This is a genomic window from Polynucleobacter sp. 80A-SIGWE (assembly GCF_018882295.1).
In the GTDB taxonomy this organism is placed as follows: domain Bacteria; phylum Pseudomonadota; class Gammaproteobacteria; order Burkholderiales; family Burkholderiaceae; genus Polynucleobacter.
Genome location: NZ_JACVOR010000002.1, coordinates 57,550 through 81,910, shown reverse-complemented (window position 1 = coordinate 81,910; position 24,361 = coordinate 57,550). Strand labels below are relative to the sequence as shown.

The 24,361-nt window shown below is 47.4% G+C and carries 25 protein-coding genes; 15 read left to right on the top strand and 10 right to left on the bottom strand.

Going from position 1 to position 24,361, the window contains the following annotated elements:
* The first annotated feature begins 47 nt into the window (after positions 1–47).
* Genes ICN25_RS05185 through dut form a run of 5 tightly spaced genes read left to right on the top strand, consistent with a single transcriptional unit; the run spans position 48 to position 6,097 of the window.
* The gene (locus tag ICN25_RS05185) at positions 48–998 is read left to right on the top strand and encodes a bifunctional riboflavin kinase/FAD synthetase (RefSeq protein WP_216179711.1); all 951 of its coding nucleotides are present in this window, start codon (positions 48–50) and stop codon (positions 996–998) included.
* Complete coding sequence (ileS, locus tag ICN25_RS05180; protein ID WP_370624726.1) at positions 973–3,852, top strand: isoleucine--tRNA ligase; 2,880 nt, start codon at positions 973–975, stop codon at positions 3,850–3,852. The genes ICN25_RS05185 and ileS overlap by 26 nt, the downstream gene beginning before the upstream one ends.
* Positions 3,853–3,881: 29 nt before the next feature.
* A complete protein-coding gene (gene lspA, locus ICN25_RS05175) occupies positions 3,882–4,376 on the top strand; it encodes a signal peptidase II (protein WP_216179705.1) in 495 nt (164 codons plus the stop codon).
* Positions 4,377–4,385: 9 nt separating this feature from the next.
* The gene (gene coaBC, locus ICN25_RS05170; RefSeq protein ID WP_216179702.1) at positions 4,386–5,597 is read left to right on the top strand and encodes a bifunctional phosphopantothenoylcysteine decarboxylase/phosphopantothenate--cysteine ligase CoaBC; all 1,212 of its coding nucleotides are present in this window, start codon (positions 4,386–4,388) and stop codon (positions 5,595–5,597) included.
* Between the two features lie 50 nt (positions 5,598–5,647).
* On the top strand, positions 5,648–6,097 hold the full coding sequence (gene dut, locus ICN25_RS05165) for a dUTP diphosphatase (protein WP_015421884.1): 450 nt from the start codon (positions 5,648–5,650) through the stop codon (positions 6,095–6,097).
* Here the strand turns inward: dut and ICN25_RS05160 are convergent, their stop codons facing one another.
* The 3 genes from ICN25_RS05160 to clpS form a co-directional block, all read right to left on the bottom strand.
* A complete protein-coding gene (locus tag ICN25_RS05160; RefSeq protein WP_216179699.1) occupies positions 6,098–6,802 on the bottom strand; it encodes a hypothetical protein in 705 nt (234 codons plus the stop codon).
* Between the two features lie 297 nt (positions 6,803–7,099).
* Positions 7,100–9,406, bottom strand: a complete 2,307-nt coding sequence (clpA, locus tag ICN25_RS05155; protein WP_216179696.1) for an ATP-dependent Clp protease ATP-binding subunit ClpA — start codon at positions 9,404–9,406, stop codon at positions 7,100–7,102.
* Positions 9,403–9,759, bottom strand: a complete 357-nt coding sequence (gene clpS, locus ICN25_RS05150; protein WP_216179694.1) for an ATP-dependent Clp protease adapter ClpS — start codon at positions 9,757–9,759, stop codon at positions 9,403–9,405. The genes clpA and clpS overlap by 4 nt, the downstream gene beginning before the upstream one ends.
* Positions 9,760–10,034: 275 nt before the next feature.
* Here clpS and ICN25_RS05145 point away from each other — a divergent pair, with 275 nt between their 5' ends.
* Positions 10,035–10,238, top strand: coding sequence for a cold-shock protein (locus tag ICN25_RS05145; RefSeq protein ID WP_011903586.1), 204 nt, complete (start codon positions 10,035–10,037; stop codon positions 10,236–10,238).
* Positions 10,239–10,359: 121 nt separating this feature from the next.
* Positions 10,360–10,815 (top strand): DUF192 domain-containing protein, encoded by a 456-nt coding sequence (locus ICN25_RS05140; protein ID WP_216179691.1) that lies wholly within the window; start codon positions 10,360–10,362, stop codon positions 10,813–10,815.
* A gap of 5 nt (positions 10,816–10,820) precedes the next feature.
* Here the strand turns inward: ICN25_RS05140 and ICN25_RS05135 are convergent, their stop codons facing one another.
* From ICN25_RS05135 to argF, 4 genes are all read right to left on the bottom strand, one after another.
* Positions 10,821–11,561 (bottom strand): hypothetical protein, encoded by a 741-nt coding sequence (locus tag ICN25_RS05135; RefSeq protein WP_216179690.1) that lies wholly within the window; start codon positions 11,559–11,561, stop codon positions 10,821–10,823.
* 73 nt (positions 11,562–11,634) lie between these two features.
* Entirely contained in the window at positions 11,635–11,940 is a 306-nt protein-coding gene (locus ICN25_RS05130) for a pyrimidine/purine nucleoside phosphorylase (RefSeq protein ID WP_015421889.1), read from the bottom strand.
* Between the two features lie 45 nt (positions 11,941–11,985).
* Complete coding sequence (locus tag ICN25_RS05125) at positions 11,986–13,215, bottom strand: argininosuccinate synthase (protein WP_216179688.1); 1,230 nt, start codon at positions 13,213–13,215, stop codon at positions 11,986–11,988.
* 47 nt (positions 13,216–13,262) lie between these two features.
* Positions 13,263–14,210, bottom strand: a complete 948-nt coding sequence (gene argF, locus ICN25_RS05120; RefSeq protein ID WP_216182086.1) for an ornithine carbamoyltransferase — start codon at positions 14,208–14,210, stop codon at positions 13,263–13,265.
* A gap of 153 nt (positions 14,211–14,363) precedes the next feature.
* Between argF and ICN25_RS05115 the strand changes: the two genes are divergently transcribed.
* Entirely contained in the window at positions 14,364–14,678 is a 315-nt protein-coding gene (locus tag ICN25_RS05115; protein ID WP_114691861.1) for a DUF3579 domain-containing protein, read from the top strand.
* Between the two features lie 75 nt (positions 14,679–14,753).
* On the opposite strand, the gene rpsT is transcribed toward ICN25_RS05115, so the two are convergent.
* A complete protein-coding gene (rpsT, locus tag ICN25_RS05110; protein ID WP_015421893.1) occupies positions 14,754–15,020 on the bottom strand; it encodes a 30S ribosomal protein S20 in 267 nt (88 codons plus the stop codon).
* 153 nt (positions 15,021–15,173) lie between these two features.
* Between rpsT and murJ the strand changes: the two genes are divergently transcribed.
* Both murJ and ICN25_RS05100 read left to right on the top strand, forming a co-directional pair.
* Complete coding sequence (gene murJ / locus ICN25_RS05105) at positions 15,174–16,727, top strand: murein biosynthesis integral membrane protein MurJ (RefSeq protein WP_216179686.1); 1,554 nt, start codon at positions 15,174–15,176, stop codon at positions 16,725–16,727.
* 5 nt (positions 16,728–16,732) lie between these two features.
* Positions 16,733–17,575, top strand: a complete 843-nt coding sequence (locus tag ICN25_RS05100) for a SirB1 family protein (RefSeq protein ID WP_216179684.1) — start codon at positions 16,733–16,735, stop codon at positions 17,573–17,575.
* Between the two features lie 32 nt (positions 17,576–17,607).
* On the opposite strand, the gene ICN25_RS05095 is transcribed toward ICN25_RS05100, so the two are convergent.
* Entirely contained in the window at positions 17,608–18,267 is a 660-nt protein-coding gene (locus ICN25_RS05095) for a DedA family protein (RefSeq protein ID WP_216134791.1), read from the bottom strand.
* Positions 18,268–18,334: 67 nt separating this feature from the next.
* Here ICN25_RS05095 and miaA point away from each other — a divergent pair, with 67 nt between their 5' ends.
* Complete coding sequence (miaA, locus tag ICN25_RS05090) at positions 18,335–19,339, top strand: tRNA (adenosine(37)-N6)-dimethylallyltransferase MiaA (protein WP_216179682.1); 1,005 nt, start codon at positions 18,335–18,337, stop codon at positions 19,337–19,339.
* 14 nt (positions 19,340–19,353) lie between these two features.
* Here miaA and purM read toward each other — a convergent pair whose 3' ends face one another.
* Entirely contained in the window at positions 19,354–20,406 is a 1,053-nt protein-coding gene (purM, locus tag ICN25_RS05085) for a phosphoribosylformylglycinamidine cyclo-ligase (protein ID WP_216179680.1), read from the bottom strand.
* Between the two features lie 73 nt (positions 20,407–20,479).
* Between purM and ICN25_RS05080 the strand changes: the two genes are divergently transcribed.
* Genes ICN25_RS05080 through pcnB form a run of 4 tightly spaced genes read left to right on the top strand, consistent with a single transcriptional unit; the run spans position 20,480 to position 24,322 of the window.
* Entirely contained in the window at positions 20,480–21,469 is a 990-nt protein-coding gene (locus tag ICN25_RS05080) for an AI-2E family transporter (RefSeq protein WP_216179678.1), read from the top strand.
* Positions 21,470–21,481: 12 nt separating this feature from the next.
* Entirely contained in the window at positions 21,482–22,240 is a 759-nt protein-coding gene (gene hda / locus ICN25_RS05075; protein WP_216179676.1) for a DnaA regulatory inactivator Hda, read from the top strand.
* A gap of 4 nt (positions 22,241–22,244) precedes the next feature.
* The gene (locus tag ICN25_RS05070; RefSeq protein WP_216179673.1) at positions 22,245–22,925 is read left to right on the top strand and encodes an HAD family phosphatase; all 681 of its coding nucleotides are present in this window, start codon (positions 22,245–22,247) and stop codon (positions 22,923–22,925) included.
* Entirely contained in the window at positions 22,922–24,322 is a 1,401-nt protein-coding gene (gene pcnB, locus ICN25_RS05065) for a polynucleotide adenylyltransferase PcnB (RefSeq protein WP_216179670.1), read from the top strand. Before ICN25_RS05070 ends, pcnB begins: the two co-directional genes overlap by 4 nt.
* Positions 24,323–24,361 lie beyond the last annotated feature (39 nt).

Here is a 24,361-nt window from a genome sequence, read left to right as displayed (position 1 = left end):
ACAATATAATTGATGGTTACCCCGAAAGCGACCCTGAAAGCGATTTAGTGAACGTATTCCGTGGCCCTACCCAGTTTTCTGCAGGACCAGCTTGTGCCTTAACCATCGGTAATTTCGATGGCGTGCACAGGGGTCATCGCGCCCTGCTCAAGCAACTGAAGGATGGCGCTCAAGAACGCGGCTTAGTGAGCTGCGTAATGACTTTCGAGCCACACCCTAAAGAATTCTTTTCTCCAGACCAAGCGCCCCCACGGATTCTGAATTTGCGTGACAAGCTTGCTGCGTTTGCGGACATTGGGATAGATCGAGTAGTGGTAGAGCATTTCAATTCAGCATTCGCTCGTCTCACACCAGAAGAATTTGTTTCCGAAATCATTGTTAAACAACTCAACGCTAAATGGATTTTGATTGGGGATGATTTTTGCTATGGTGCAAAACGCGTCGGCAATTTTGCAAGCCTCAAAGCTGCTGGCGAGCAATTTGGTTTTGAAGTTTCCAGTATTCACACCGTACTCGAAGATGGCGAACGAATTTCCAGCTCAGCATTACGCAATGCCTTAGCTAATGGGGACATGGATCAAGCCACCAAATTATTAGGTCGTCCTTACGGCATCTCTGGTCACGTCATTCATGGACAAAAGCTGGGGCGCACCTTAGGCTTCCCCACACTAAATCTCGCTGTTGCTAATCATCTCCACCACCGCAAGCCAGCATGCTCGGGCATCTTCACTGCACAGGTCTTGGGGCTTGGCGATAAACCACTTCCCGCCGTAGCCAGTCTTGGCGTAAGACCAACAGTCGAAGACGAAGGTCGCGTTCTCCTCGAGACACACATCTTTGATTACAACGCAGATGTTTACGGAAAAATTATTACCGTAGAACTTTTAGAAAAAATTCGTGACGAGGCGAAGTACTCTGACCTCGAAACCCTTACCAAAGCGATTGCATCTGATGCAGCGCATGCCAGAAATTATTTCCAGAAAAAAACTTATGTCTGAAAAAGAAAACTCTTACCCCGTCAATCTTCTAGAGACGTCGTTCCCGATGCGGGGAGACCTACCAAAGCGTGAGCCTCAATGGGTCGCTCAATGGCAGAAAAATAAACTCTACGAAAAGATTCGTGCGGCGCATGCTAATCAACCAAAGTTCATCTTGCATGATGGCCCCCCATATGCAAACGGCGATATTCATATTGGTCATGCGGTAAATAAGATCCTCAAGGACATGATTGTGAAGTCCCGCTGGTTAATGGGTTTTGACTCCGCATATGTCCCGGGCTGGGATTGCCATGGCATGCCGATTGAGATTCAGATTGAAAAAGAATTTGGCAAAAATTTACCGACCGCTGAAGTTCAATCAAAAGCACGCGCTTACGCTAAGGTGCAAGTAGATAAACAGAAGAAAGACTTTGAGCGTTTAGGTGTTCTGGGCGACTGGAATAACCCCTACCTCACCATGAACTTCCGCAATGAAGCCGATGAAATTCGTGCGCTTGGGAAGATCTGGGAAAAGGGATATGTTTTCCGTGGTCTAAAGCCTGTCAACTGGTGTTTTGATTGCGGCTCCGCATTAGCTGAAGCTGAAGTGGAATATCAAGATAAAACCGACCCAACAGTCGATGTTGGTTTTGCATTTGATGATGCGCAGCGCCCACAGCTCGCAAAAACTTTTGGCCTCACTGAGATTCCAGCTAAGCCTGGAATGATTGTGATTTGGACAACAACACCTTGGACCATTCCATCAAACCAAGCACTCAATGTTCATCCCGAGCTCAGCTATGCCTTGGTGGACACTGGCGACAAGTTACTCATATTGGCAGAAGACCGCGTAGAAACTTGCTTGGAAGATTTTGGTCTTGAAGGCAAAGTGATTGGCACTTGCTTGGGCAGCCAGTTAGCCAATATCTCTTTTTGGCATCCGCTCGCTCCATTGCATGAGGGATACAAACGCCTCTCACCAATCTATCCCGCCGAGTACGTCACGCTCGATACTGGTACTGGTGTTGTGCACTCTGCTCCAGCCTATGGCGAGGAAGACTTTAAGTCTTGCAAGGCCAATAAACTGGCCGATAAAGATATCTTGAACCCAGTCATGGGTAATGGTGTCTACGCTTCTTGGTTGCCACTCTTTGCCAATGAATATATTTGGAAAGCAAATCCGAAGATTGTTGAAGCTATGCGTGAAGCAGGCAGCCTCTTACGAGACAAAACTTACACCCACTCTTACATGCACTGCTGGCGCCACAAGTCGCCGATCATTTATCGCGCGACCTCACAGTGGTTTGCAAGCATGGACAAGAAGCCATCTGATGGCAGCGCGAGTTTGCGTGAGACTGCATTAGCAGGTATCGAGAACACGGAGTTCTTCCCAGCTTGGGGTAAGCAGCGCTTAAACAGCATGATTTCTAACCGTCCAGACTGGACCTTGTCACGCCAGCGCCAATGGGGTGTCCCAATGGCCTTCTTTGTTCACAAAGAAAGTGGTGAGCCACATCCACGCACAGTTGAATTGCTTGAAGAAATTGCAAAGCGTGTTGAAAAAGAAGGTATTGAAGCTTGGCAAAAGCTCGAAGTGGCTGAACTACTTGGCGAAGAAGCTGCTCAATACGAAAAGAATCGCGATACCTTGGATGTGTGGTTTGATTCCGGCACTACGCATTGGCACGTTATTCGTGGCTCACACCGTGATGAACTCTATCGCCCAGAGTCTGAAAATGCAGATGGTCGTTTAGCTGACTTGTACCTCGAAGGTTCAGACCAACATCGCGGGTGGTTCCACTCCTCCCTGCTTACGGGCGCTATGCTCGATGGCAAGCCACCTTACAAGGCCCTCCTGACACACGGCTTTACTGTTGATGGTCAAGGTCGCAAGATGAGTAAGTCTGTGGGTAACGTGATTGCCCCACAACAAGTTGCCGATAAGTTGGGCGCAGAGATTATTCGTCTCTGGGTAGCCTCTACCGACTACTCCGGTGAAATGACTATCTCCGATGAGATTCTGAAACGGGTGGTTGAAAGCTATCGCCGTATTCGTAATACATTGCGTTTCTTATTGGCCAATCTATCTGACTTTGATCCAAGCAAGCACGGGATGCCTGCAAGTGAATGGCTGGAGATTGATCGTTATGCTGTTGCACTCGCGAATCAATTGCAGCAGGATGTACAGGCGCACTATAAGGCTTATGAGTTCCAGCCAGCTGTAGCACGCATGTTGACTTTCTGTTCAGAAGATTTGGGCGGCTTCTACCTAGATATTCTGAAAGATCGCCTCTATACGAGTGCGCCAGATTCGAAAGAGCGTCGTGCAGCACAGAACGCCCTCTTCCATATCACGCGCAACCTACTCAAATGGTTAGCGCCGTTCCTATCCTTTACAGCTGAGGAAGCCTGGTTGTCATTCCCACATGGTGCGGATGAGAAGTTAAGTGAATCTATCTTCATGGAAGAATTCGGCACTTTCCCAGAAATTGCCCAAGCCACTGAACTTCTAGCTAAATGGAATCGTGTACGAGAAATTCGTTCCGAAGTAACTAAAGCAATTGAGATTGAACGTGAAGCAGGTAACGTAGGCTCATCACTTCAGGCGGAGCTCACCATTAAAGTAGGTGATGTCGATTTCGCAATTCTGCATTCCCTGGAAGATGACTTGCGCTTTGTGACCATCACCTCCAGCGCTAATCTCGAACTCAGCAATGCAGGCCTTGAAGTGCTTGTACGCGGTAGCCAATATAAGAAATGCGGTCGTTGCTGGCATCACACTGCCGATGTTGGAGAAAATGCCGAACATCCAGAGTTATGCGGTCGCTGCATTAGCAATCTCTTTGGTGATGGCGAATCACGCTTGTTTGCGTAAATAAAATATACGTAGACCAATCAAGACCTATGAACGCAAACCTATCATTTCTTCGTTATCTAGCGATTGCAATTGTTACGCTATTGCTAGACCAGTTGAGCAAATGGTCTGCCTTAAGTAATTTGCAGTTAGGTGTGCCTGAACCTGTTTTGCCATTTATGAACTGGCTCCTATTATTTAATCCAGGAGCTGCATTTTCATTTTTAGCGCAGGGGTCTGGCTGGCAGCGTTGGTTCTTTACAGTTCTTGGTTTGGCGGCCTCCACTTATATCCTTTGGCTGCTGCGCAAGAGCCTAGGCGACAAAATGCTCTGCTGGGCCCTCAGCCTCATTCTGGGTGGCGCACTAGGCAATGTCCTCGATCGCATTATGTACGGCGCTGTAGTGGACTTTATTGACCTGCATTACGCCAATTGGCACTGGCCAGCCTTCAATATTGCTGATAGCGCTATTTGCATCGGTGCGGCCCTCATCATTTGGGGTGAGCTACGCAAGTCATTTGGCAAAACTTCCCAATCCCTTTAAGCTGGCGCCATGCAATCACTTTTAAATAAGAAAATCGTTCTTGGTATCTCCGGCGGCATTGCAGCCTATAAGTCTGCCGAGCTAGCGCGTCAGTTGATGCAAGAAGGTGCCAGCGTTCAAGTAGTGATGACAGAAGCCGCTCAGCAATTTGTAACGCCAGTTACTATGCAGGCGCTAACAGGTAACCCGGTTTACACCAGCCAGTGGGATAGCAGTATTGCTAACAATATGGCGCACATTGAACTCTCTAGAGCGGCAGACGCGATTTTGATTGCACCGGCAAGCGCTGATCTCATGGCCAAGCTCTCTCTCGGCTTGGCAGATGACTTACTGTCCACTCTTTGCCTAGCAAGAGATTGCCCCCTGTTACTAGCTCCCGCTATGAATAAGCAGATGTGGGAACATGCAGCAACACAAAGAAGCGCCGAGCGCCTCCTGGCAGACAAAGTTACGTTACTCGGTCCAGCAAGTGGCTTTCAGGCATGTGGCGAAGTAGGCTACGGACGCATGCTCGAGCCTGCCGAAATTACCGAACAACTCATTGCCTTCTTCCAGAAAAAACCATTAGCAGGCAAGCGTGTACTCATTACTGCCGGCCCTACCTTTGAAGCGATTGATCCTGTACGCGGCATCACTAACCGCAGCTCAGGCAAGATGGGCTTTGCGATCGCACGTGCAGCCGTTGAAGCTGGTGCAGAGGTTCACCTTGTTGCTGGACCTTGTGATTTAGATACCCCACTAGTTGCAACCGGAAAAATTACCCGCACTGACGTAGTCAGCGCTAAAGAAATGCATGCAGCTACCATGCAATCTTCTGACTGCGATATTTTCTTTGCAGTGGCTGCAGTGGCTGACTGGGGCATTGCCAAGCCAGCGAAAGAAAAGATCAAACGCCAAGGTAAGCAAGCTCCCAACTTAGATTTTGTAGCCAACCCAGACATCCTTGCCGATATGGCGAAGGCGGTCAAAACTAAAAGCGGCAAGGCGCATCCCTATTGCGTTGGCTTTGCAGCTGAATCCACCGACCTCCAAAAACATGCTGAAGAGAAGCGTAAGCGCAAAGGCATTCCGATGGTAGTTGGCAATATTGGTCCTGATACTTTTGGTAGCGATCTTAATCAGCTCCTCATCATTGATGAGGGTGGTAGCAAGAAAATTGCCAAAGCCGAAAAGCTCCAACTTGCACGCCAACTCATTCAGTTAGTTGCCAAAAAAATCTAGCTTTACCCAAAACTTATTCCAATTATTTTTATCCCGTTTTAGGAAATTTCATGCAACAACTTCAAGTCAAAATTCTCGATGAACGTATGCGCGATCAACTACCTGCCTATGGGACCCCAGGTAGTGCCGGATTAGATCTGCGCGCCTGCATTGATGAGGCTATTGAAATTGCTCCAGGACAAACAGTCCTCGTACCAACAGGATTAGCGATTTATGTAGAAGACCCACGCTATGCAGCATTCATCCTCCCGCGCTCTGGCTTAGGCCATAAACATGGAATCGTTCTCGGAAATCTAGTGGGATTAATTGACTCCGACTACCAAGGTCAGCTGATGGTTAGTACCTGGAATCGCGGATCCACAGCATTCAAGCTCGAGCCAATGGAACGCCTAGCTCAGCTAGTAGTAATGCCAGTCCAACAAGTAGAACTTAAGGTAGTTGAAGAATTCACCGAGAGTAGTCGCGGAGCTGGTGGGTTTGGTAGCACTGGTAGAGCCTAATCATCGCGTGACAATAGGGCGCGGAAGCGTTCCTCGAGTATCAATGATCGTTTTATATCCGGTGACTGGATCGACAGTCTCTGTGTAGACACCCAATTGGCCGGCTGACACAACCTGCTGAGGTTTGTCATATTGAGCAGAGTGAGCTTTTTGTAATTCACTCTCATGCTGTTGACGCAACCTAATACAACTAGGTGCTGCCGCAGAATACTTACTAGTACATTTAATCGCTAAAGCATCTTCATGCATACCCGCCTGATCAAATGATCTTGCCGCCTCAAATGTCATACATTCAGTTGCCTCCCAGGATGAGCCGGCACTAAAACCAAAGAGTACTGCAGATCCCCCAATGGATGTGGATCCCATACATGGAGCAGTAGGATGGTTCGCCGGAGAAAATGCTGTAGCAACAGGAATCTTAGGAGCAACATAGGTTGACGTGATGGTTGTATTCCCCGACGTATTGCCTTGTGAACTTGAGGCACCAGAAGTGGTATTGCCAACAGACCCACCGGTACCGCCAGCACCACCAGCCGAGGTAGAGGCTCCCGTAGATAGACTGCCTACGCTTGAAACAGAATTACTCAGAGGGCTACTAGTGACAGCGCCACCGGTAGTGCCGCCGGTAGTGTCGACTGTAATTTGAGCATATGGCTTGGTAAATGCGAACGTAATCAAACTTGCCAATGCAAGTTTTTTAAACATATAAGAATTTTCTGAGAGGGATGAGACCTACTCTAATTCGCTAGAGAGGACGACTGTTACGTGAGGTTGAAAAACCCAGTGCTGTAACAGTTATCAGCCTTGGACTTCCCTCAAGATACTCTCTAAGTACAACAATAGATACAACTCATTCCTAAAGACCTTCTGGGCACCTGAATGAGACCTAAGTCACAGATTTTGCAGGTAACATTAATTATCTAGGGCCATTGTGAAATGTAAAAAACCACCCGAAGGTGGTCTTTACAGTCTTTCAATACCTTGGTATTGAATACGCAATACCTAGATCTCTTCAACTGGAGCTACATCAGCTTTTGGCCTCTTACCCGGAATCACTGGGGCATCAAACTGGAGTTGAACTTTGCCATCAGCATCAATGTCAACGTCCACATGACCACCCTGAGCCAATTTTCCGAAGAGTAGCTCGTCAGCCAAGGCTTTACGCACCGTATCTTGAATAATGCGTTGCATTGGTCTTGCACCCATGAGTGGATCAAAGCCATGTTTAGCTAAATGCGCACGTAATGCTGGGCTAAATGTGGCATCCACTTTCTTCTCATGGAGTTGCTCTTCTAGCTGCATTAAGAACTTATCCACTACACGCATGATGATGGTCTCATCAAGCGCTTTGAAGGAAACAATCGCATCTAAACGGTTGCGGAACTCTGGCGTAAAGAACTTCTTAATATCGGCCATCTCATCGCCAGACTCACGCGCATTGGTAAAGCCGATTGTGGACTTCTGCATCGCCTCAGCGCCAGCATTCGTAGTCATGATGATGATGACATTACGGAAGTCAGTCTTGCGACCATTGTTATCCGTAAGAGTGCCGTGATCCATTACCTGCAAGAGGATATTGAAAATATCTGGGTGGGCTTTTTCGATCTCATCAAGCAAGAGAACGCAATGCGGTTTCTTGTTAACAGCTTCAGTCAATAAGCCGCCCTGATCAAAACCTACATATCCTGGAGGCGCACCGATCAAGCGACTAACTGCATGACGCTCCATATACTCAGACATATCAAAGCGAAGAAGCTCAATACCCAAGATGTAAGCAAGCTGCTTGGCAACCTCAGTCTTACCCACACCAGTTGGGCCAGAGAACAAGAATGATCCAATTGGTCTATCGATCTTGCCAAGACCGGCACGAGTCATCTTAATAGCGCTCGCCAAAGCCTCAATTGCAGGATCTTGACCAAACACCACACTCTTAATATCGCGATCTAATGTTTGTAGTTTGCTGCGATCATCCACAGTTACAGACTGTGGCGGTATACGAGCAATCTTCGCAACGATCTCTTCAATCTCTGGGCGGCCAATGGTTTTCTTCTGCTTAGACTTCGGCAGAATGCGCTGTGCAGCACCAGCTTCATCAATCACATCAATCGCCTTATCAGGCAAATGGCGATCATTGATATAGCGTGAAGAAAGTTCAGCCGCAGCAACCAAAGCGGCGGAAGCGTATTTAACGCCGTGATGCTCTTCGAAACGTGACTTCAAACCACGTAAGATTTGTACTGTCTGATCTACGGTTGGCTCAACCACATCCACCTTCTGGAATCGACGTGACAGGGCTGCATCTTTTTCAAAAATGCCGCGGTATTCAGTAAAGGTAGTTGCGCCGATACATTTGAGCTGACCATTCGATAGTGCAGGCTTTAGCAAGTTGCTCGCATCTAAGGTGCCGCCCGATGCAGCACCAGCACCGATCAAAGTATGGATCTCATCAATAAATAAAACGCCATGTGCACTGTCTTTTAAAGACTTAAGAACACTCTTTAAGCGTTGTTCAAAATCTCCCCGGTACTTGGTGCCCGCCAATAGCGCGCCCATATCTAATGAATAGACTGTGGCATCAGCCAAAATTTCAGGGACATCACCTTTCACAATTCTCCAGGCTAGACCTTCAGCAATTGCGGTCTTACCCACGCCGGCCTCACCAACCAACAGCGGATTATTTTTGCGTCGACGGCACAGCACCTGAATCACACGTTCAACCTCACTATCGCGGCCGATAAGCGGATCAATCTTGCCCTGCTTAGCCAGAACATTGAGGTTCTGGGTGTACTGCTCCAAAGGACTCTCTTTGCCGGAAGATCCAGCCTCTTCAGTCTCTTGGGTAGCTTCAGCAGGTTTCACGCTCTCGGTTTGATCTTTGCGCACACCGTGACTAATAAAGTTCACTACATCCAAGCGTGTCACGCCTTGCTGCTGCAAGAAGTACACCGCATGCGAATCCTTTTCACCAAAGATAGCTACGAGCACATTAGCACCTGTAACTTCTTTCTTACCATTTGAAGTGGATTGCACATGCATGATGGCGCGTTGAATTACGCGCTGAAAACCTAAAGTTGGTTGCGTATCAACTTCATCGTTACCAGGGACAACGGGTGTGTTGTCATTAATAAAGTTCTTGAGTTGCGCGCGCAGCTCAGCAATATTGACGGCGCAGGCTTTTAAAACCTCGACTGCGGTTGCGTTATCTAACAAGGCGGCAAGTAAATGCTCCACCGTAATGAATTCATGTCTTGAAGCTCGTGCGTCAACAAACGCCATGTGCAAACTGACTTCTAGTTCCTGGGCAATCATGCTTCCTCCATAGTGCACTGTAGTGGGTGACCCGCTTCGCGGGAGAGCTCGATAACTTGATGCACTTTTGTTGCCGCAACATCTCGTGTAAATACACCGCAAATGCCTTTGCCAACTAAATGAACCTGCAACATGATCCGTGTAGCCGTCTCATGATCTTTATTAAAATACTCCTGAATAACCATCACCACAAATTCCATTGGCGTGTAATCGTCATTCAATAGTAAAACTTTATACATCGAAGGCGCTTTTAGTTTCTCGGCCTGCTTTTCGAGAAGTATGGTGTCTTCGATGTGGGGGTTGTTTGGATTGCCAACCGTGGAATTTTTCGTTGTACGACTCATGAGAAACATTCTAAACACAGATATAAAAATTTGGATTTGAGGGCTTTGTTGCAAAAAACCATCAAGAAAGGGCTCTTAACCCCATATTGGGGCATTTTTCGATAAAAAAAGGGGGCTTTAACAGTAACTATCTTTGCCCAACCCCTTGACACCCCACCATAAAGGGCAAACAATCAGGGGGTAGGCTTTATTTGAAGTCCTATTTAGGCGTGTTGTAGAGCGAGACTGATTAAAAAGTATTCACCCTCATCACGGTTGTTTTAAGTTTATGTAATGGAGTTCGCATGGCGACCGGAATTGTTAAGTGGTTCAATGATGCAAAAGGTTTTGGCTTTATCAAACCTGATGATGGTGAAGAAGAGTTGTTTGCGCATTTCAGCGCAATCACAATGCCTGGGTTCAAAACCCTCAAGGAAAACCAAAAGGTAACGTTTGACATTACCCAAGGTCCTAAAGGCAAACAAGCTACTAATATCCAAGCAGCTTAATCTGCTTTAGATCATTACTAAAACCCAGGACTTGTTCCTGGGTTTTTTTTCGCCTGTATTTTCTTGCCTCACCAGCGCTGCCTTAGAATTACTCCCACTTACACCAATCACTTAAAACATCATGCGCTTAACCAACATCAAACAATTCGCATTTTCATTGGCAGCGATTGTCGGCAGCTTTTCAAGCACTACATTTGCACAGCAAAATGTTGGTCTACCTACGATTGAACTTAAAGCTGGAATCTATCGAATTCAGGCAGAGCTAGCGGACACACCCAAGGCCCGTGAAGTTGGGCTCATGAATCGAACCAGTATGCCAACTAACTCCGGCATGCTTTTTATCTTTGAGCAAAAGGCGGGTCATTGCTTTTGGATGAGCAATACCAAAATTCCTTTATCGATTGCTTTCATTGCGGATGATGGCAAGATTGTGAACATCGAAGAGATGCAAGCTGAGACTACCAACAACCACTGCCCTAAAGCACCAGTCCGCTACGCACTAGAGATGAATAAACAGTGGTTCTCCGAGAGAGTCATCGTCCCTGGCACTGTAATTCAGGGCCTGCCTAAGAGATAGAACTTCTAGTTCTTTAAGATAAATTGCGCTGCAGCCCTAATAAATTCAGGCTCTTTTTCATTAAAGCCATGATAGGCCTTTGAGCCACAAACATCGCCCTCACTCACGCCGCCTTCCATCGGAACAAACTGTGATGGATATTTGCTGGGTCTATTTTTAATAATTCCTTCTGAGACAGAAAAAGGCGTATTTGCACAGCCGTCGTCTACATGATGAATAGCCTGTACCGGCATAGTTATATCCGAGTCAATAGAAGCTGAGCGAAAAGTACCAGCAACAATCACCCCAGAAATAAGTTCCGCCCGATCTTTTCCACCATTCACAAACTCAGTAACACTCACGGTTCCCATGCTGTGACCAAAAATCCAGATAGGTAACTTGAGCTTTTCTTTGTAATAGCGCACAACATTCAAAATTCTTTGCTGGTGGTCCCTAATGGAACGGGAGTTTCTCATTCCCCCGCCCAAGTCATAGGGTGTATCAACCAAGACGGCATCTATTCCGTATTGAGCCCATAAATTCTTCGAGCGCACAAAAGTGTGGAAGTTAGTGCTCGATCCATCATCCTGCAGACGCAGCATGCCACCGCCGCCAGGAAACAATATCACTACCGCCTTTGCCTTTGGCGCTGGCACCAATAACGTTCTTGTAGGGGGATCATCCTTATAAGGAATATCAAAAACCTGCGCACTCACCAAATTAGAGAATGCAATCCCCGCTAACAAGATTACTTGGGCTAGTTTCATACCCTTGTTTTTACACCGATCCAAATGAAAAAACCACCCGTAGGTGGTTTATCCGGTTTTAGCTATCAGGGCTTTATTCGAAGTGACAAACATAGTGAACTGGGGACTCGGCACGGATGATGAAATAACCACCCTTCTCCACTTCCCAGCTTTGACCAGCCTTGAACTCGACTTCTGGAGCACCGTTGATGCTAACGAAGGCATTTCCATCAACCACTTCCATGATTTCTTTAGTGCTGAGGTCAAAACGCAAAGTGCTTGGCAACACTACCCCAACTGACTTGCGAACACCGTTTGGCAAAGTCACAGTATGAGATACACACTTACCATCGAAAAATACATTGGCTTTTTTGCCTACAGAAACTTGATCAAATTGCATCTTTATTCTTTCTAATCTGAATTACTGCTTAGTTATTTATCTAAATTATTTAGCACGCTTACGTCTTGCAGTTTCAGCAATCCGCATACGCAAAGCATTGAGCTTAATGAATCCACCAGCATCAGCTTGGTTGTACGCACCGCCGTCATCATCAAATGTGGCGATAGTCTGATCAAACAAGGTATTTGCTGAATCACGTGAAATCACGGAGACAGATCCTTTGTAGAGCTTCAGGCGCACAACACCATTGACCATCTGTTGAGTGTGATCAATCAAGGTTTGCAAAGCCAGACGCTCTGGCGCCCACCATAAACCGTTGTAGATCAAGCTGGCATAACGTGGCATCAAGTCATCTTTGAGGTGAGCCACTTCACGATCCAAGGTAATACTTTCGATACCGCGGTGCGCCTTCAACAAGATTGTGCCGCCAGGGGTTTCATAGCAGCCACGGCTCTTCATGCCTACAAAGCGGTTCTCAACCAAATCGAGACGGCCAATACCATGCATACCACCGATACGATTGAGTTCAGCCAATAAATCATGAGGCTTATAAGCTTTGCCATTAATCGCTACTGGATCACCAGCGCGGAATTCAATTTCAATAATTTCTGGGGTATCTGGAGCCTTCTCGGGAGAGACCGTCCAACGCCACATAGATTCTTCAGCTTCAGCATTCGGGTTCTCAAGATGACGACCTTCATAACTGATATGTAACAAGTTGGCATCCATGGAATATGGTGAGCCGCCTTGCTTATGCTTCATCTCGACTGGAATGCCATGCTTTTCTGCATAGGCCATCAATTTTTCACGTGAGAGCAAATCCCATTCCCGCCATGGAGCAATGACTTTGATTCCTGGCTCAAGTGCGTAGTAGCCCAACTCAAAACGCACTTGGTCGTTACCCTTACCGGTAGCGCCGTGCGATACAGAGTCCGCACCAGTCTGACGAGCAATCTCGATTTGACGTTTAGCGATCAACGGACGTGCGATAGAAGTACCTAAAAGATACTCACCTTCGTAAATCGTATTAGCGCGGAACATCGGGAATACAAAGTCACGCACAAACTCTTCACGCAAGTCATCGATAAAAATATTTTCTGGTTTGATACCAAACTGCAGCGCTTTAGCGCGTGCTGGCTCGAGCTCTTCGCCCTGACCCAAATCAGCTGTAAAGGTAACGATCTCACATTGGTAAGTATCTTGAAGCCATTTCAAGATCACGCTAGTGTCAAGACCACCGGAATACGCTAGAACTACTTTTTTAATATCAGACATGATTTCTTTTCAATTAAAAATGAACTAAAAACAAATTACTTAAATAATTAATCCAAGCGGCCACAGAGTAAATACTCCATCAAGGCCTTTTGAACATGCAAACGATTTTCAGCCTCTTCCCACACAATGCTTTGAGGACCGTCAATTACTTCCGCAGAAACTTCTTCACCTCGATGTGCTGGCAAGCAGTGCATGAACAAGGCATCTGGTTTGGCCAAAGACATTAACTCTTCATCCACCATCCAGTCCTTAAAAGCAGCCATACGCGAAGTATTTTCATCCTCATAGCCCATGCTGGTCCACACATCAGTCGTAACCAAGTCAGCCCCTTTGCAGGCGTCTTTTGGATCGTTACAAACGGTGAGATGCTTTAACGCTTTAGCAGTCAATCTGGAGTCATCCAACTGATAACCGCCGGGAGCAGAGAAACGAATTTGAAAGTCCAGACACTCCGCCGCCTGAATCCAGGTGTACGCCATATTATTGGCATCACCTACCCAAGCAACTGTTTTACCTTGGATCGGACCGCGTGCCTCTACAAAGGTAAAGATATCGGCCAATACTTGGCAAGGATGGTATTCATTGGTTAAGCCATTGATCACGGGCACACGAGAGTTAGCAGCAAAACGCTCAATAATCTCTTGGCCAAAGGTGCGGATCATGATGATGTCAGTCATCCTAGAAATTACCTGCGCAGCGTCCTCTACGGGCTCGCCACGACCCAACTGGGTGTCACGGGTGTTCAGGTACACGGCGTGCCCGCCAAGCTGGTGTATGCCCGCTTCAAACGAAAGGCGAGTACGAGTCGAATGCTTCTCAAAGATCATCGCTAGAGTGCGATCATGCAAAGGATGCCAAGTTTCATAACTTTTGAACTTGGTCTTGAGCCAAGCAGAGCGCTTAAGGAGATAGTCATACTCTTCGCGCGTCAGGTCAGCAAACTGCAAGTAATGCTTAACCTGGCCAGGCACTTGAGGCTTTGCCAAAGATGTCATTGTTGAGCTTTCTACTAGAGTTTTAGCTTGCATTTTTTGTTTGGAGCATCGAACTGCACGAAAATAGTTCCTAAAGTCATCTTAAGGCCTTCGCAGACTGTTAAGCTAGAGGGCTGAGCAACACTGATTCCTTACAACGATTTCTACGCCAACTTGAACCACAAAAAGCTTTTCATTCAAGGCATTACAACTTCTGGCAAACCTTTTCGTCCCAGTGACTGGGCCGAACGTCTTTGCGGGGTGATGGCCACTTTTCGCCCACCAGGCGATGCTGGCGATCCCCGCTTCACTTACTCACCCTATGTCAGGCCAGTGGTTATTGCAAAAGTGAAATGCGTTGTTATTGATACCAGACTAAGAGACCTTGATCCGAGAGCGCTCGACTTTGTCATGAACTTTGCCAAAGACAACAGCCTACCAATCGAAGAAGCCTGTGAATTCGAACCGAATTCACAATCCCAGTCCTAAAAACAAAAACCCGCTCTGATAAGGAGCGGGCTTAGACTCCGATTTCTCTAGAGTCTGCCTAAAACTATAAAAGTCTTACGCTGCCATTGCCTTGATAGCTGCAGACAAACGTGACTTCTGACGTGATGCAGTATTTTTGTGAGCAATCTTTTTATCAGCAATCTTGTCGATTGTTGATTGAGTTGCTGCGAACACTTTAGCTGCAGCAGCCTTGTCGCCAGTTTCAATTGCTTTACGAACCGCCTTGATAGAAGTGCGAAGCTTTGAACGCAAACTGGAGTTGTGTTCATTCTGTTTTACTGCCTGCCGTGCGCGTTTACGCGCTTGTGCGGTATTGGCCATCTTTAAACCTTGCTATATAAAAATTACAAAATACGATTAACTGAAAATCTGCGTGGGTTCGCCAAATTTGTAAGCTGACTCACCAAAACCCAAGATTTTACATTAAAGGACTAAAAAAGCCCAGTCGCTTGATAAATAGGGGAAAATTAGCCCATGAATCTGCTTTCTGCTGCTGCCAAGGTCAGCTCCCTCACGATGCTCTCCAGGATCACCGGACTACTCCGGGAGACCCTGATTGCCCGTAGTTTTGGGGCCTCAGAGTGGACTGATGCCTTTAATGTGGCCTTTAGACTGCCCAATCTGCTACGTCGACTCTTTGCCGAGGGGGCCTTTTCCCAGGCATTTGTCCCTATTTTGGGAGAAATTTCGAGCCAAGGGGACGTAAAACAGTCCCAAATCCTCGTAAATGCCGTTGCTACGCTCTTATTCTGGGCTTTGCTGCTCACGGTACTCCTGGGAGTTATTGGTGCCCCCCTGCTGATTCTGGCGATTGCTACAGGCTTCGAAGGTGGCCCCGCCTATGAGGCAAGCGTAGTTATGACCCGGATCATGTTCCCCTATATTGGCCTTATTTCCATGGTTTCCCTGTCAGCCGGGATCCTCAATACCTTTGGCCGCTTTGCCATTCCGGCATTTACCCCGGTTTTACTCAATTTAGCCCTCATCGGGAGCGCCATCTTTTTAGCGCCCCATCTTGAACAGCCGATTTACGCTCTGAGCATTGGCGTGCTCTTGGGCGGCTTCTTGCAGCTCGCTATTCAGGTGCCAGCGCTATCCCGCCTAGGCTTATTGCCAAAAGTGGGTCTCTTGCCAGGCGCTATCAAAGCAGCCATTAAAAATCCGGACGCAAGACGCGTCATGAAATTAATGGGGCCTGCGGTGTTTGCAGTCTCTGTTGCTCAGATTTCCCTCATCATCAATACCAATATTGCTTCTCGCTTACAAGCGGGTAGCGTGTCCTGGCTCTCTTATGCGGATCGCCTGATGGAGTTTCCGACGGCCCTCTTAGGTGTGGCTCTGGGAACGGTTTTACTGCCAAGCCTGAGTAAGGCAAATGCAAAAAATGATTTAGTGCATGCTGGTGAACTTCTCATCTGGGGATTGCAACTCACCTTTTTGCTGGCTGCCCCTTGCGCAATTGCTCTCTTTATTTTTGGCGAGCCACTGGCAGCAGTGCTGTATCACTACGGCAAATTCAACGCCCTAGATGTCTTGATGACACAGCGTGCTTTAGCAGCTTATGGCGTTGGACTAATTGGGCTCATTTTGGTGAAGATCTTAGCTCCCGGCTTTTACTCGCGCCAAGATATCCGCACACCAGTAAAGATTGGCTTACTAGTCCTGGTAGCAACCCAATTAGCCAATTTAGTTTTTGTTCCTTGGTTGGGGCATGCCGGTCTTGCACTCTCCGTAGGCACTGGCGCCTGCCTGAACGCAATGCTCCTATGGGTAGGTTTACATCGACGCGGCGCCCTGCCTAGTGCTGCCTGGCTTAAGTATCTAGGGCAGTTATTGCTGGCTTTAATTCCTTTTGCATTCCTACTGTATTACGCAGCCACCGCACATGATTGGATAGCGCTTCAATCTACCCCCTGGACTCGAGTAGGGTTAGTAGCTGCCTGGCTAGCCACTGCTGCAGTGGTTTATTTTGCAGCTTTAGGTCTTGTCGGTATTCGCTGGCAAAAATTCCTGCGTCATGCAAAATAGCTTGTATGCCAACACAACAACTCGACTATTTCACATCCCTCGTTGCTGAAGACGAGCACCTCCCTTTAACCGAGGCGACGGTAGCAGTTGCACAACATGCCTACCCTGACCTCGATGTCCAAGGAGTACTTGATCAGATCGATCAGTGGGGCAACAAACTGAAGCAACGCATTACTCCGGATACACCACCGATTCAGCGCCTGCAGTTACTCAAGCATTTCTTTTATAACGAGTTGGGCTTTGGCCCCAATCCGAATGACTTCTACGCACCCGAGAATTCTTATCTGCATCAGATCATTGAGAATCGCCGTGGCATTCCGATTTCTCTAGCCATCTTGATGATGGAGCTCGGTCAGCAAATTGGTTTGAATATTCGTGGCGTATCTTTCCCGAATCACTTCATGATGCGCATCTCCTTGCAACAAGGCGAAATCATCATGGATCCCTTGAATGGCGACTCCCTCTCAAAAAATCAATTGCAAGAGATGCTCGATCCATACCTCGATGCCAAAGGCTATCGCGGCGATCTCAGTCTGCCATTGAATATTTTCTTGAGGGCCTCTAGCTCTCGCGAAATCCTCTCGCGCTTCATGAGAAATCTCAAAATGATTTATTCGGAAGATGAGCGCTGGGAGCGGCTGCTGGGCATTCAAGAGCGTCTAGTGATCTTGTTGCCAGATTCAACTGAAGAGGTTCGTGATCGTGGCTTGATCTTTGCGCAACTAGAGTATGTTCGTCCTGCGATAGCGGATCTGCATCGCTACTTAAGCGAAATGCCTGGCGCAGAAGATGCAGCAGACATTCGTGAGCATATCGCTACGCTAGAGAGTCAGACTAAGCTGCACTAAGCAGCCCAATTCAGCGATCTTATTTTTAATCTTTATTTCTTTTTGCGCTGAAATATTTTGTATAACGCGGCCAGCACAATTGGGATAGCTGCCGCACCAATACCAATCAACACGATCACATTCAGGTTTTGGCGAATGATGGGAATGTTGCCAAAGAAGTAACCAGCAACAACCAAACCAAAGACCCACAAGAGCGCACCAGTCACATTGAATAACTGGAAGCGAGAGAAGTTCATCGCCGAAACACCAGCAACAAATGGTGCGAAGGTACGAATGATCGGCAAAAAGCGGGCTACGATAATCGTCTTGCCACCATGCTTCTCATAGAAAGAATGTGTCTTACGTAAAGCCGCTTGATCAATCCAGCGAGACTGGCTACTAAAAATTCTTTCGCCAATCCAGCGACCAATGAAGTAGTTCACAGTATTGCCGGCAATAGCCGCGATTAACAATCCAATGCAAAGAGTCCACAGATTGAAATGCTCAGTAGCGCAATAGGCTCCGGCAATAAACAATAATGAATCGCCAGGTAAAAATGGAGCGACTACCAAACCGGTCTCGGCAAACACAATAGCGAAAAGTAGGCCATAAGCCCAATAACCATATTGCTGAATCACTACGTCTAAATGACGATCAATGTGCAACAGCAAATCACCTAACTGCAATAAGGTATCGATCAAATCGTGCTCCATGTATTAGTTGCAAGGATATTAACAGGCTAGCAATACCGATTGCCGCATTTCATTCCTATAATGCGGTATGCAAACTGAACTTCACATTCAGCCTACGCATCCTTCTGATCAGCCACCCATACTGTGTATTGTTGGCCCCACAGGCGCAGGCAAAACCCATCTCGCAATGGCATTAGCAGAGCATGCTAAATCTCATGGTCAAACTGTTGAATTAATCAGCATGGACTCCGCCTTGGTATATCGCGGATTGGATATTGGTAGCGCCAAGCCAACAAAAGCAGAGCAAGCAGCAGTTAAGCACCACTTGATTGATATTTTGGATCCTACCGAATCCTATTCAGCGGCACGCTTCGCAAACGATGCCAAGCGACTGTGCGCAGAAATTCGAGAACGTGGAAACATTCCTGTGGTGGTGGGTGGCACGATGCTGTACTGGCGTGCATGGGCATATGGCCTATCTTCCCTCCCACCTGCAGATCCAGAGATCCGCGCCCGCCTCGATGAGCAAGGCAAAGAAATTGGCTGGCCTGCGATGCATTCTGAACTAGCTAAAGTAGACCCCGTTACCGCCACACGTTTACAGCCCAATGACTCTCAACGCGTGCAACGTGCTTTAGAAGTTTATGAAATTACTGGCAAACCCATGTCGGAGCTATTGGCAGATTCGCCAAGCGAAGATGGCCGAGAAGGTTCATCTATCCCGGAATGGATTGACCTCATCTCACTAGAGCCAAGTGATCGCTTGCGCCTGCATCAGAACTTAGAAAAAAGATTTGATGAAATGCTAGTCGGTGGACTGCTAGAGGAAGTTGAATTACTCAGAAAGAATCCAGACCTGCATGGTGATCTACCCGCCATTCGCTCTGTTGGCTATCGACAAGTCTGGGAATATTTATCCGGTGAAGTAGATCAAGCTGAAATGCGCTACAAAGCCCTGGCTGCGACTAGACAGCTTGGCAAACGACAGTTAACTTGGTTGCGCGCGATTGCCGGAAGAAAAACATTTGACCCTTTCAACCCAGATGAGTTGAAGGCGGCCATAGAGTACTGCAAGCAAAGCCTAAATAAATAGGCTTTGACTGAGTATTAAATAACGATAGTTTGTGGTGCGCCAGCTGGACGCTCTACAACTTCACCAACAGTCCAAGCATGCAGACCTTCAGCTTTGAGTGACTGGATTGCAGCATCCGCTTGATCGGCAGTAACGATTACCACCATGCCAATACCACAGTTAAATACACGCACCATTTCTGCATCCGCTACGCCACCCTTCATCTGCAACCAACGGAAGAGTTCAGGCATCTGCCAACTATCGCGATGTAATACAGCTTGCGTATTTTCTGGGAGTACGCGTGGCACGTTGTCCACTAAGCCGCCACCAGTAATGTGCGCCATGCCTTTCACATTGACCTCTCCGATCAACTTCAGCAACTGCTTCACATAAATTTGCGTAGGGGCCATCACAACATCACCCAAGGAGCGACCACCTAAATCATCAGTTGGCTTGGCACCCGCACGCTCAATAATTTTGCGAACCAATGAATAGCCATTGGAATGTGCGCCACTCGAAGCAATTGCTAAAACAACATCGCCAGGGGTAATTGTTGCGCCAGTAATAATTTTGGATTTTTCAACTGCGCCAACAGCAAAGCCGGCCAAGTCATATTCACCTGGAGGGTACATACCAGGCATCTCAGCTGTCTCGCCACCGATCAATGCGCAACCAGATAACTCACAACCCTTAGCAATTCCGCCAACTACAGTGGCAGCAGTATCTACAGTGAGCTTGCCGCAGGCAAAGTAATCCAAGAAAAAGAGGGGTTCAGCACCCTGAACCAAAATGTCGTTCACACTCATCGCCACCAAATCCTGGCCAATCGTGTCATGACGATTCCACTCAAAAGCTAATCTCAGTTTTGTACCAACGCCGTCAGTACCAGATACCAATACCGGCTCTTTATAGCGTTTTGGTACCTCAAACAGGGCACCAAAGCCGCCAATCCCAGCTAATACGCCTTCGCGCATGGTTTTCTTGGCCAAAGGCTTGATGCGATCCACCAAATCATCCCCGGCGTCGATATCGACACCAGCGTCACGGTAGGAAAGGCCTTTTGAGGAAGAATTAGTAGATGAGTTCATGGCAGAGATAGAAGATTAGTAAAAAACACTACTTGGTCGGTAGAATCATTGAATTCTAGAGGATTCGAGCGCGATGGCTGAAATTTTTACCCCTTTTCTGACTGCATTTATTCTGGCTTACGCCCTACGCCCAGTTTGCCTGTGGCTTGAGAGGTATCGCCTACCCCGCGCAGCGGCTGCTGGGATTGCCATGATTTTTGGCCTGGGCGTGTGTTTTTTGATTTTGAGCCTGTTTATTACCCTCCTCAAAACTGAAATTCCCCTCATCAAGGCTCAATTTCCGGATTGGATCCAAAACACCCAAGCTTGGCTTGAGCCCAAATTGAATGATTTTCATATTGATGTGGATTGGGGCACCCTCAAGTCAAGCGCCACTCAAAAAATCACTACACACCTCAATGACAACTCAGATGCACTGATGTCCTCTACCTTAGACACAGTATTGATGTCAGGTAGCTCGGTAATTACCGGATTCGTTAATGCAGTGCTAACACTATTTGTAATGTTTTATCTCTTGATCGACTGGGAGCATTTTTTCAAACTCGTCAAATCGATTGTTCCATTACGCGCACAAGAAACTATTCACCACCTCGCAATGCATGCTGATGGTTTGCTATCCCAATACCTTAGGGGCATGCTTATCGTCATTTCTATCATGTCTGTTTTTTACAGCGCTGGATTAAGCATCATTGGAATTAAAGGCGCTGTTGCATTAGGCGTCTTTACGGCACTCATGATTGTGATTCCCTACATCGGTATTACCCTGGGCTTTACCTTAGCCATCCTTGCAGCCCTTTTACAATTTGGACCTGGGGGCGCAATCATTGGCGTCCTAGTGCTATATGGACTGGGGCAATTTATTGAAGGCTTCTTCCTCACGCCACGCCTAGTAGGCGAGCGAATTGGCTTGCATCCAGTCGCGGTACTTTTTGCTTTGCTGTTATTTGGGAAGTTATTTGGCTTCTTTGGTGTACTGCTGGCGTTACCAACAAGCGCAGTCAGCTTGGTGCTGCTGCAGTATGGTTGGTCACGCTATACCCAAAGCTCTTGGTATCAAAAATAAGTTTCCGCAGTAATGAATAACTCGTCACTACCAAAACAGTTTGCGCTTGATATTGGTCACACACCTAAACCCAGCTTAAGCAATTTTCTGGCTGGAGAAAATCTAGCGCTGCACTCAGCCTTATTGGCTTTAGTCAAATCTTGGGAAATAAACGCCCCAAGAGAGGCTAGTGAAAATCCCCTGAACCAACGCTGGATATATTGGTGGGGACCAGAAGGCTCTGGTCGCACCCATTTGCTTAGCGCTATTGGCGATGCCGCCCAAGAATTGGGTTTAGAGTACTTCCCCCTCACCCCCAATGAGCCGATTTCTTGGGTACGACTAGAGGAAAGCTTGCCCACCCTCTGTGCAAGCGATAAACCCTCTGTAATCACTGTGGATGACGTAGATCGACTTGATGAACGCTTGGTAGCCTCTTTATTTCGCATTCTGAATGCTATTCAGGGCAGCAAAGCCATTCACATCTTCATGGCAGGCAATGCCGCCCCTGGCGCTTTAAGCCTTAGAGAAGACCTTCGCACCCGTCTAGGCTGGGGTTTGATCTTTCAAACTCATCTTTTGGGCGATGATGAGAAAATAGAGGCCTTACAGCAAGCGGCGCAAGCGCGCGGCTTGGTTTTATCCCCAGATGTATTGCCTTGGTTGTTAAATCGCTTTTATCGCGATATGCCAAACCTCATGGCCTTGATTGATGCTTTGGATGCTTATTCACTAGAAACAAAACGTGCTGTTACCTTGCCTCTTGTTAGAGAGCTTTTACAGCCCAAATAAATTAATGACCCGATTAGCACTGTTCGACTTAGATCACACTCTTCTCCCCTGCGATAGCGATTACGAATGGGGTCAGTTTCTGGCACGTATTGGCGTAGTGGATAGCAAATACTATGCGCAGCAAAATGAGCGCTTCTATCAAGATTACAAAGATGGCAAGCTCAATATTCAGGAGTTCTTACGCTTTGCTTTGAAGCCGCTCTCGGAACATTCTCGAACACAGCTCAAAGAATGGCATGACGCATTTATGCAGGAAGTAATTACTGGCCAGATACGTCAACAAGCGCTTGATTTAGTAAAGCGCCACCAAGATGCCGGTGATCTTTGCTGCGTTGTGACTGCAACTAACAGCTTTGTTACTCGCCCCATCGTAGAAAGTTTTGGCATTGGTCATCTCGTGGCTACTGAACCTGCCACCGTGGGAGATAATCCTCTCGCCGCTTTCACTGGCGAAGTTAAAGGCATCCCGAGTTTTCGAGAAGGCAAGATTCAACGAGTACATGATTGGCTTGCTACACAAAATCTCGCATTAGGCCAATTGCCACAAAGCTATTTTTATTCAGATTCTATGAATGATTTACCTCTCCTGGAAAAAGTCAGCAACCCGGTTGCTACTAATCCAGATGCTCGCCTACGTGATGAAGCCTCAAAGCGTCACTGGCCCATACTTGAATTGTTTGCATGATTACCAAATTTATTAAGCGTATTTTGCGTCGCGACCCAATGGTCCGACATACTGCGGCCCATACCTCAGGCGCACCGAAACGAATTCCTAAAAAATCTCACCGCATTGATCCACATTTGCTATCAAAAAATGCGGTGAAGGTGACCCAAACATTACAGCAGGCTGGCTATGATGCTTTTATTGTCGGCGGCGCAGTACGAGATTTAGCTTTAGGAATTGGTCCAAAGGATTTTGATGTGGCAACCAATGCCACGCCCGAGCAAGTACAAAAGTTGTTCCGTAAAGCGCGCCTGATTGGCCGTCGCTTTCAGATTGTGCACGTGACTTTCTTTGGCAAAGGCCAACCTGAAATCATTGAGGTATCGACCTTCAGAGCCTTACTAGAGAACGCTGGCGAGCACGTAGCCGAAAATGGCCGCATCCTACGGGATAACGTCTGGGGCAGCCAACATGAAGATGCCGCTCGCAGGGATTTCAGCATTAATGCGATGTACTACGATCCAGCTACCGAGACCGTGCTCGACTATCACGGCGGTATGGCCGACATGCAGAAGAAAACCCTGCGCATGATTGGAGACCCCGCTAAGCGCTATCGTGAAGATCCTATTCGCATGTTGCGGGCCGTTCGTTTTGCCGCGAAGACCGGCTTTACTTTAGACGAAGCAACACGTGCGCCCATCGCCAAATTAGGCAAGTTGATTCATGATGTTCCATCCGCTCGCCTCTTCGATGAAATCCTGAAGCTACTCATGTCAGGTTATTCATGGGCTGCGATTCAAGGCCTGAAGGATGCGGGACTACATCACGGCCCTCTACCCTTGCTTGATCACATCCTAGATAAAAGTGCAGATTCAAAAGAAGCAAATGATTTTGTACGCATTGCCCTTGCGAATACTGACCAACGTATTCAGTCTGGCAAAAGTGTTTCCGCAGGATTCTTGTTTGCAACTTTACTCTGGCCAGACCTGTTGAGTAATTGGAAAAAGAATATTGCCAAAGGGATTTCTAATATTCCAGCACTGCATGATGCGATGGATGAAACGATTGCAAGTCAAAGTAGTGGCATGGTGATTCAACGTCGCTTCGAAAGTGACATGCGAGAAATCTGGTCCATGCAACCCCGTTTTGAAAAGCGTGTTGGACGCTACCCTTACCGCCTGATTGAATCCCCACGCTTTAGGGCGGGTTATGACTTTATGTTGCTGCGCTGCGCCACCGGGGAGAAAAACCCCTCTCTAGGGCAATGGTGGACTGACTTCATTGCTACCGATCCGGAAGGCCAGGAAGCCTTAATGGCCAGCGTCAAAAATGAGGCTGGTAATAGCGCCTCCCCCACAAAAAGACGTCGCCGTAGAAAACCCAAAGCTGCTTCGCCCACTGAAGGTGCAGCAGACTAAGCAGACTTGAGAAAAATTCAGTAAAGTAGATTCGGTAGT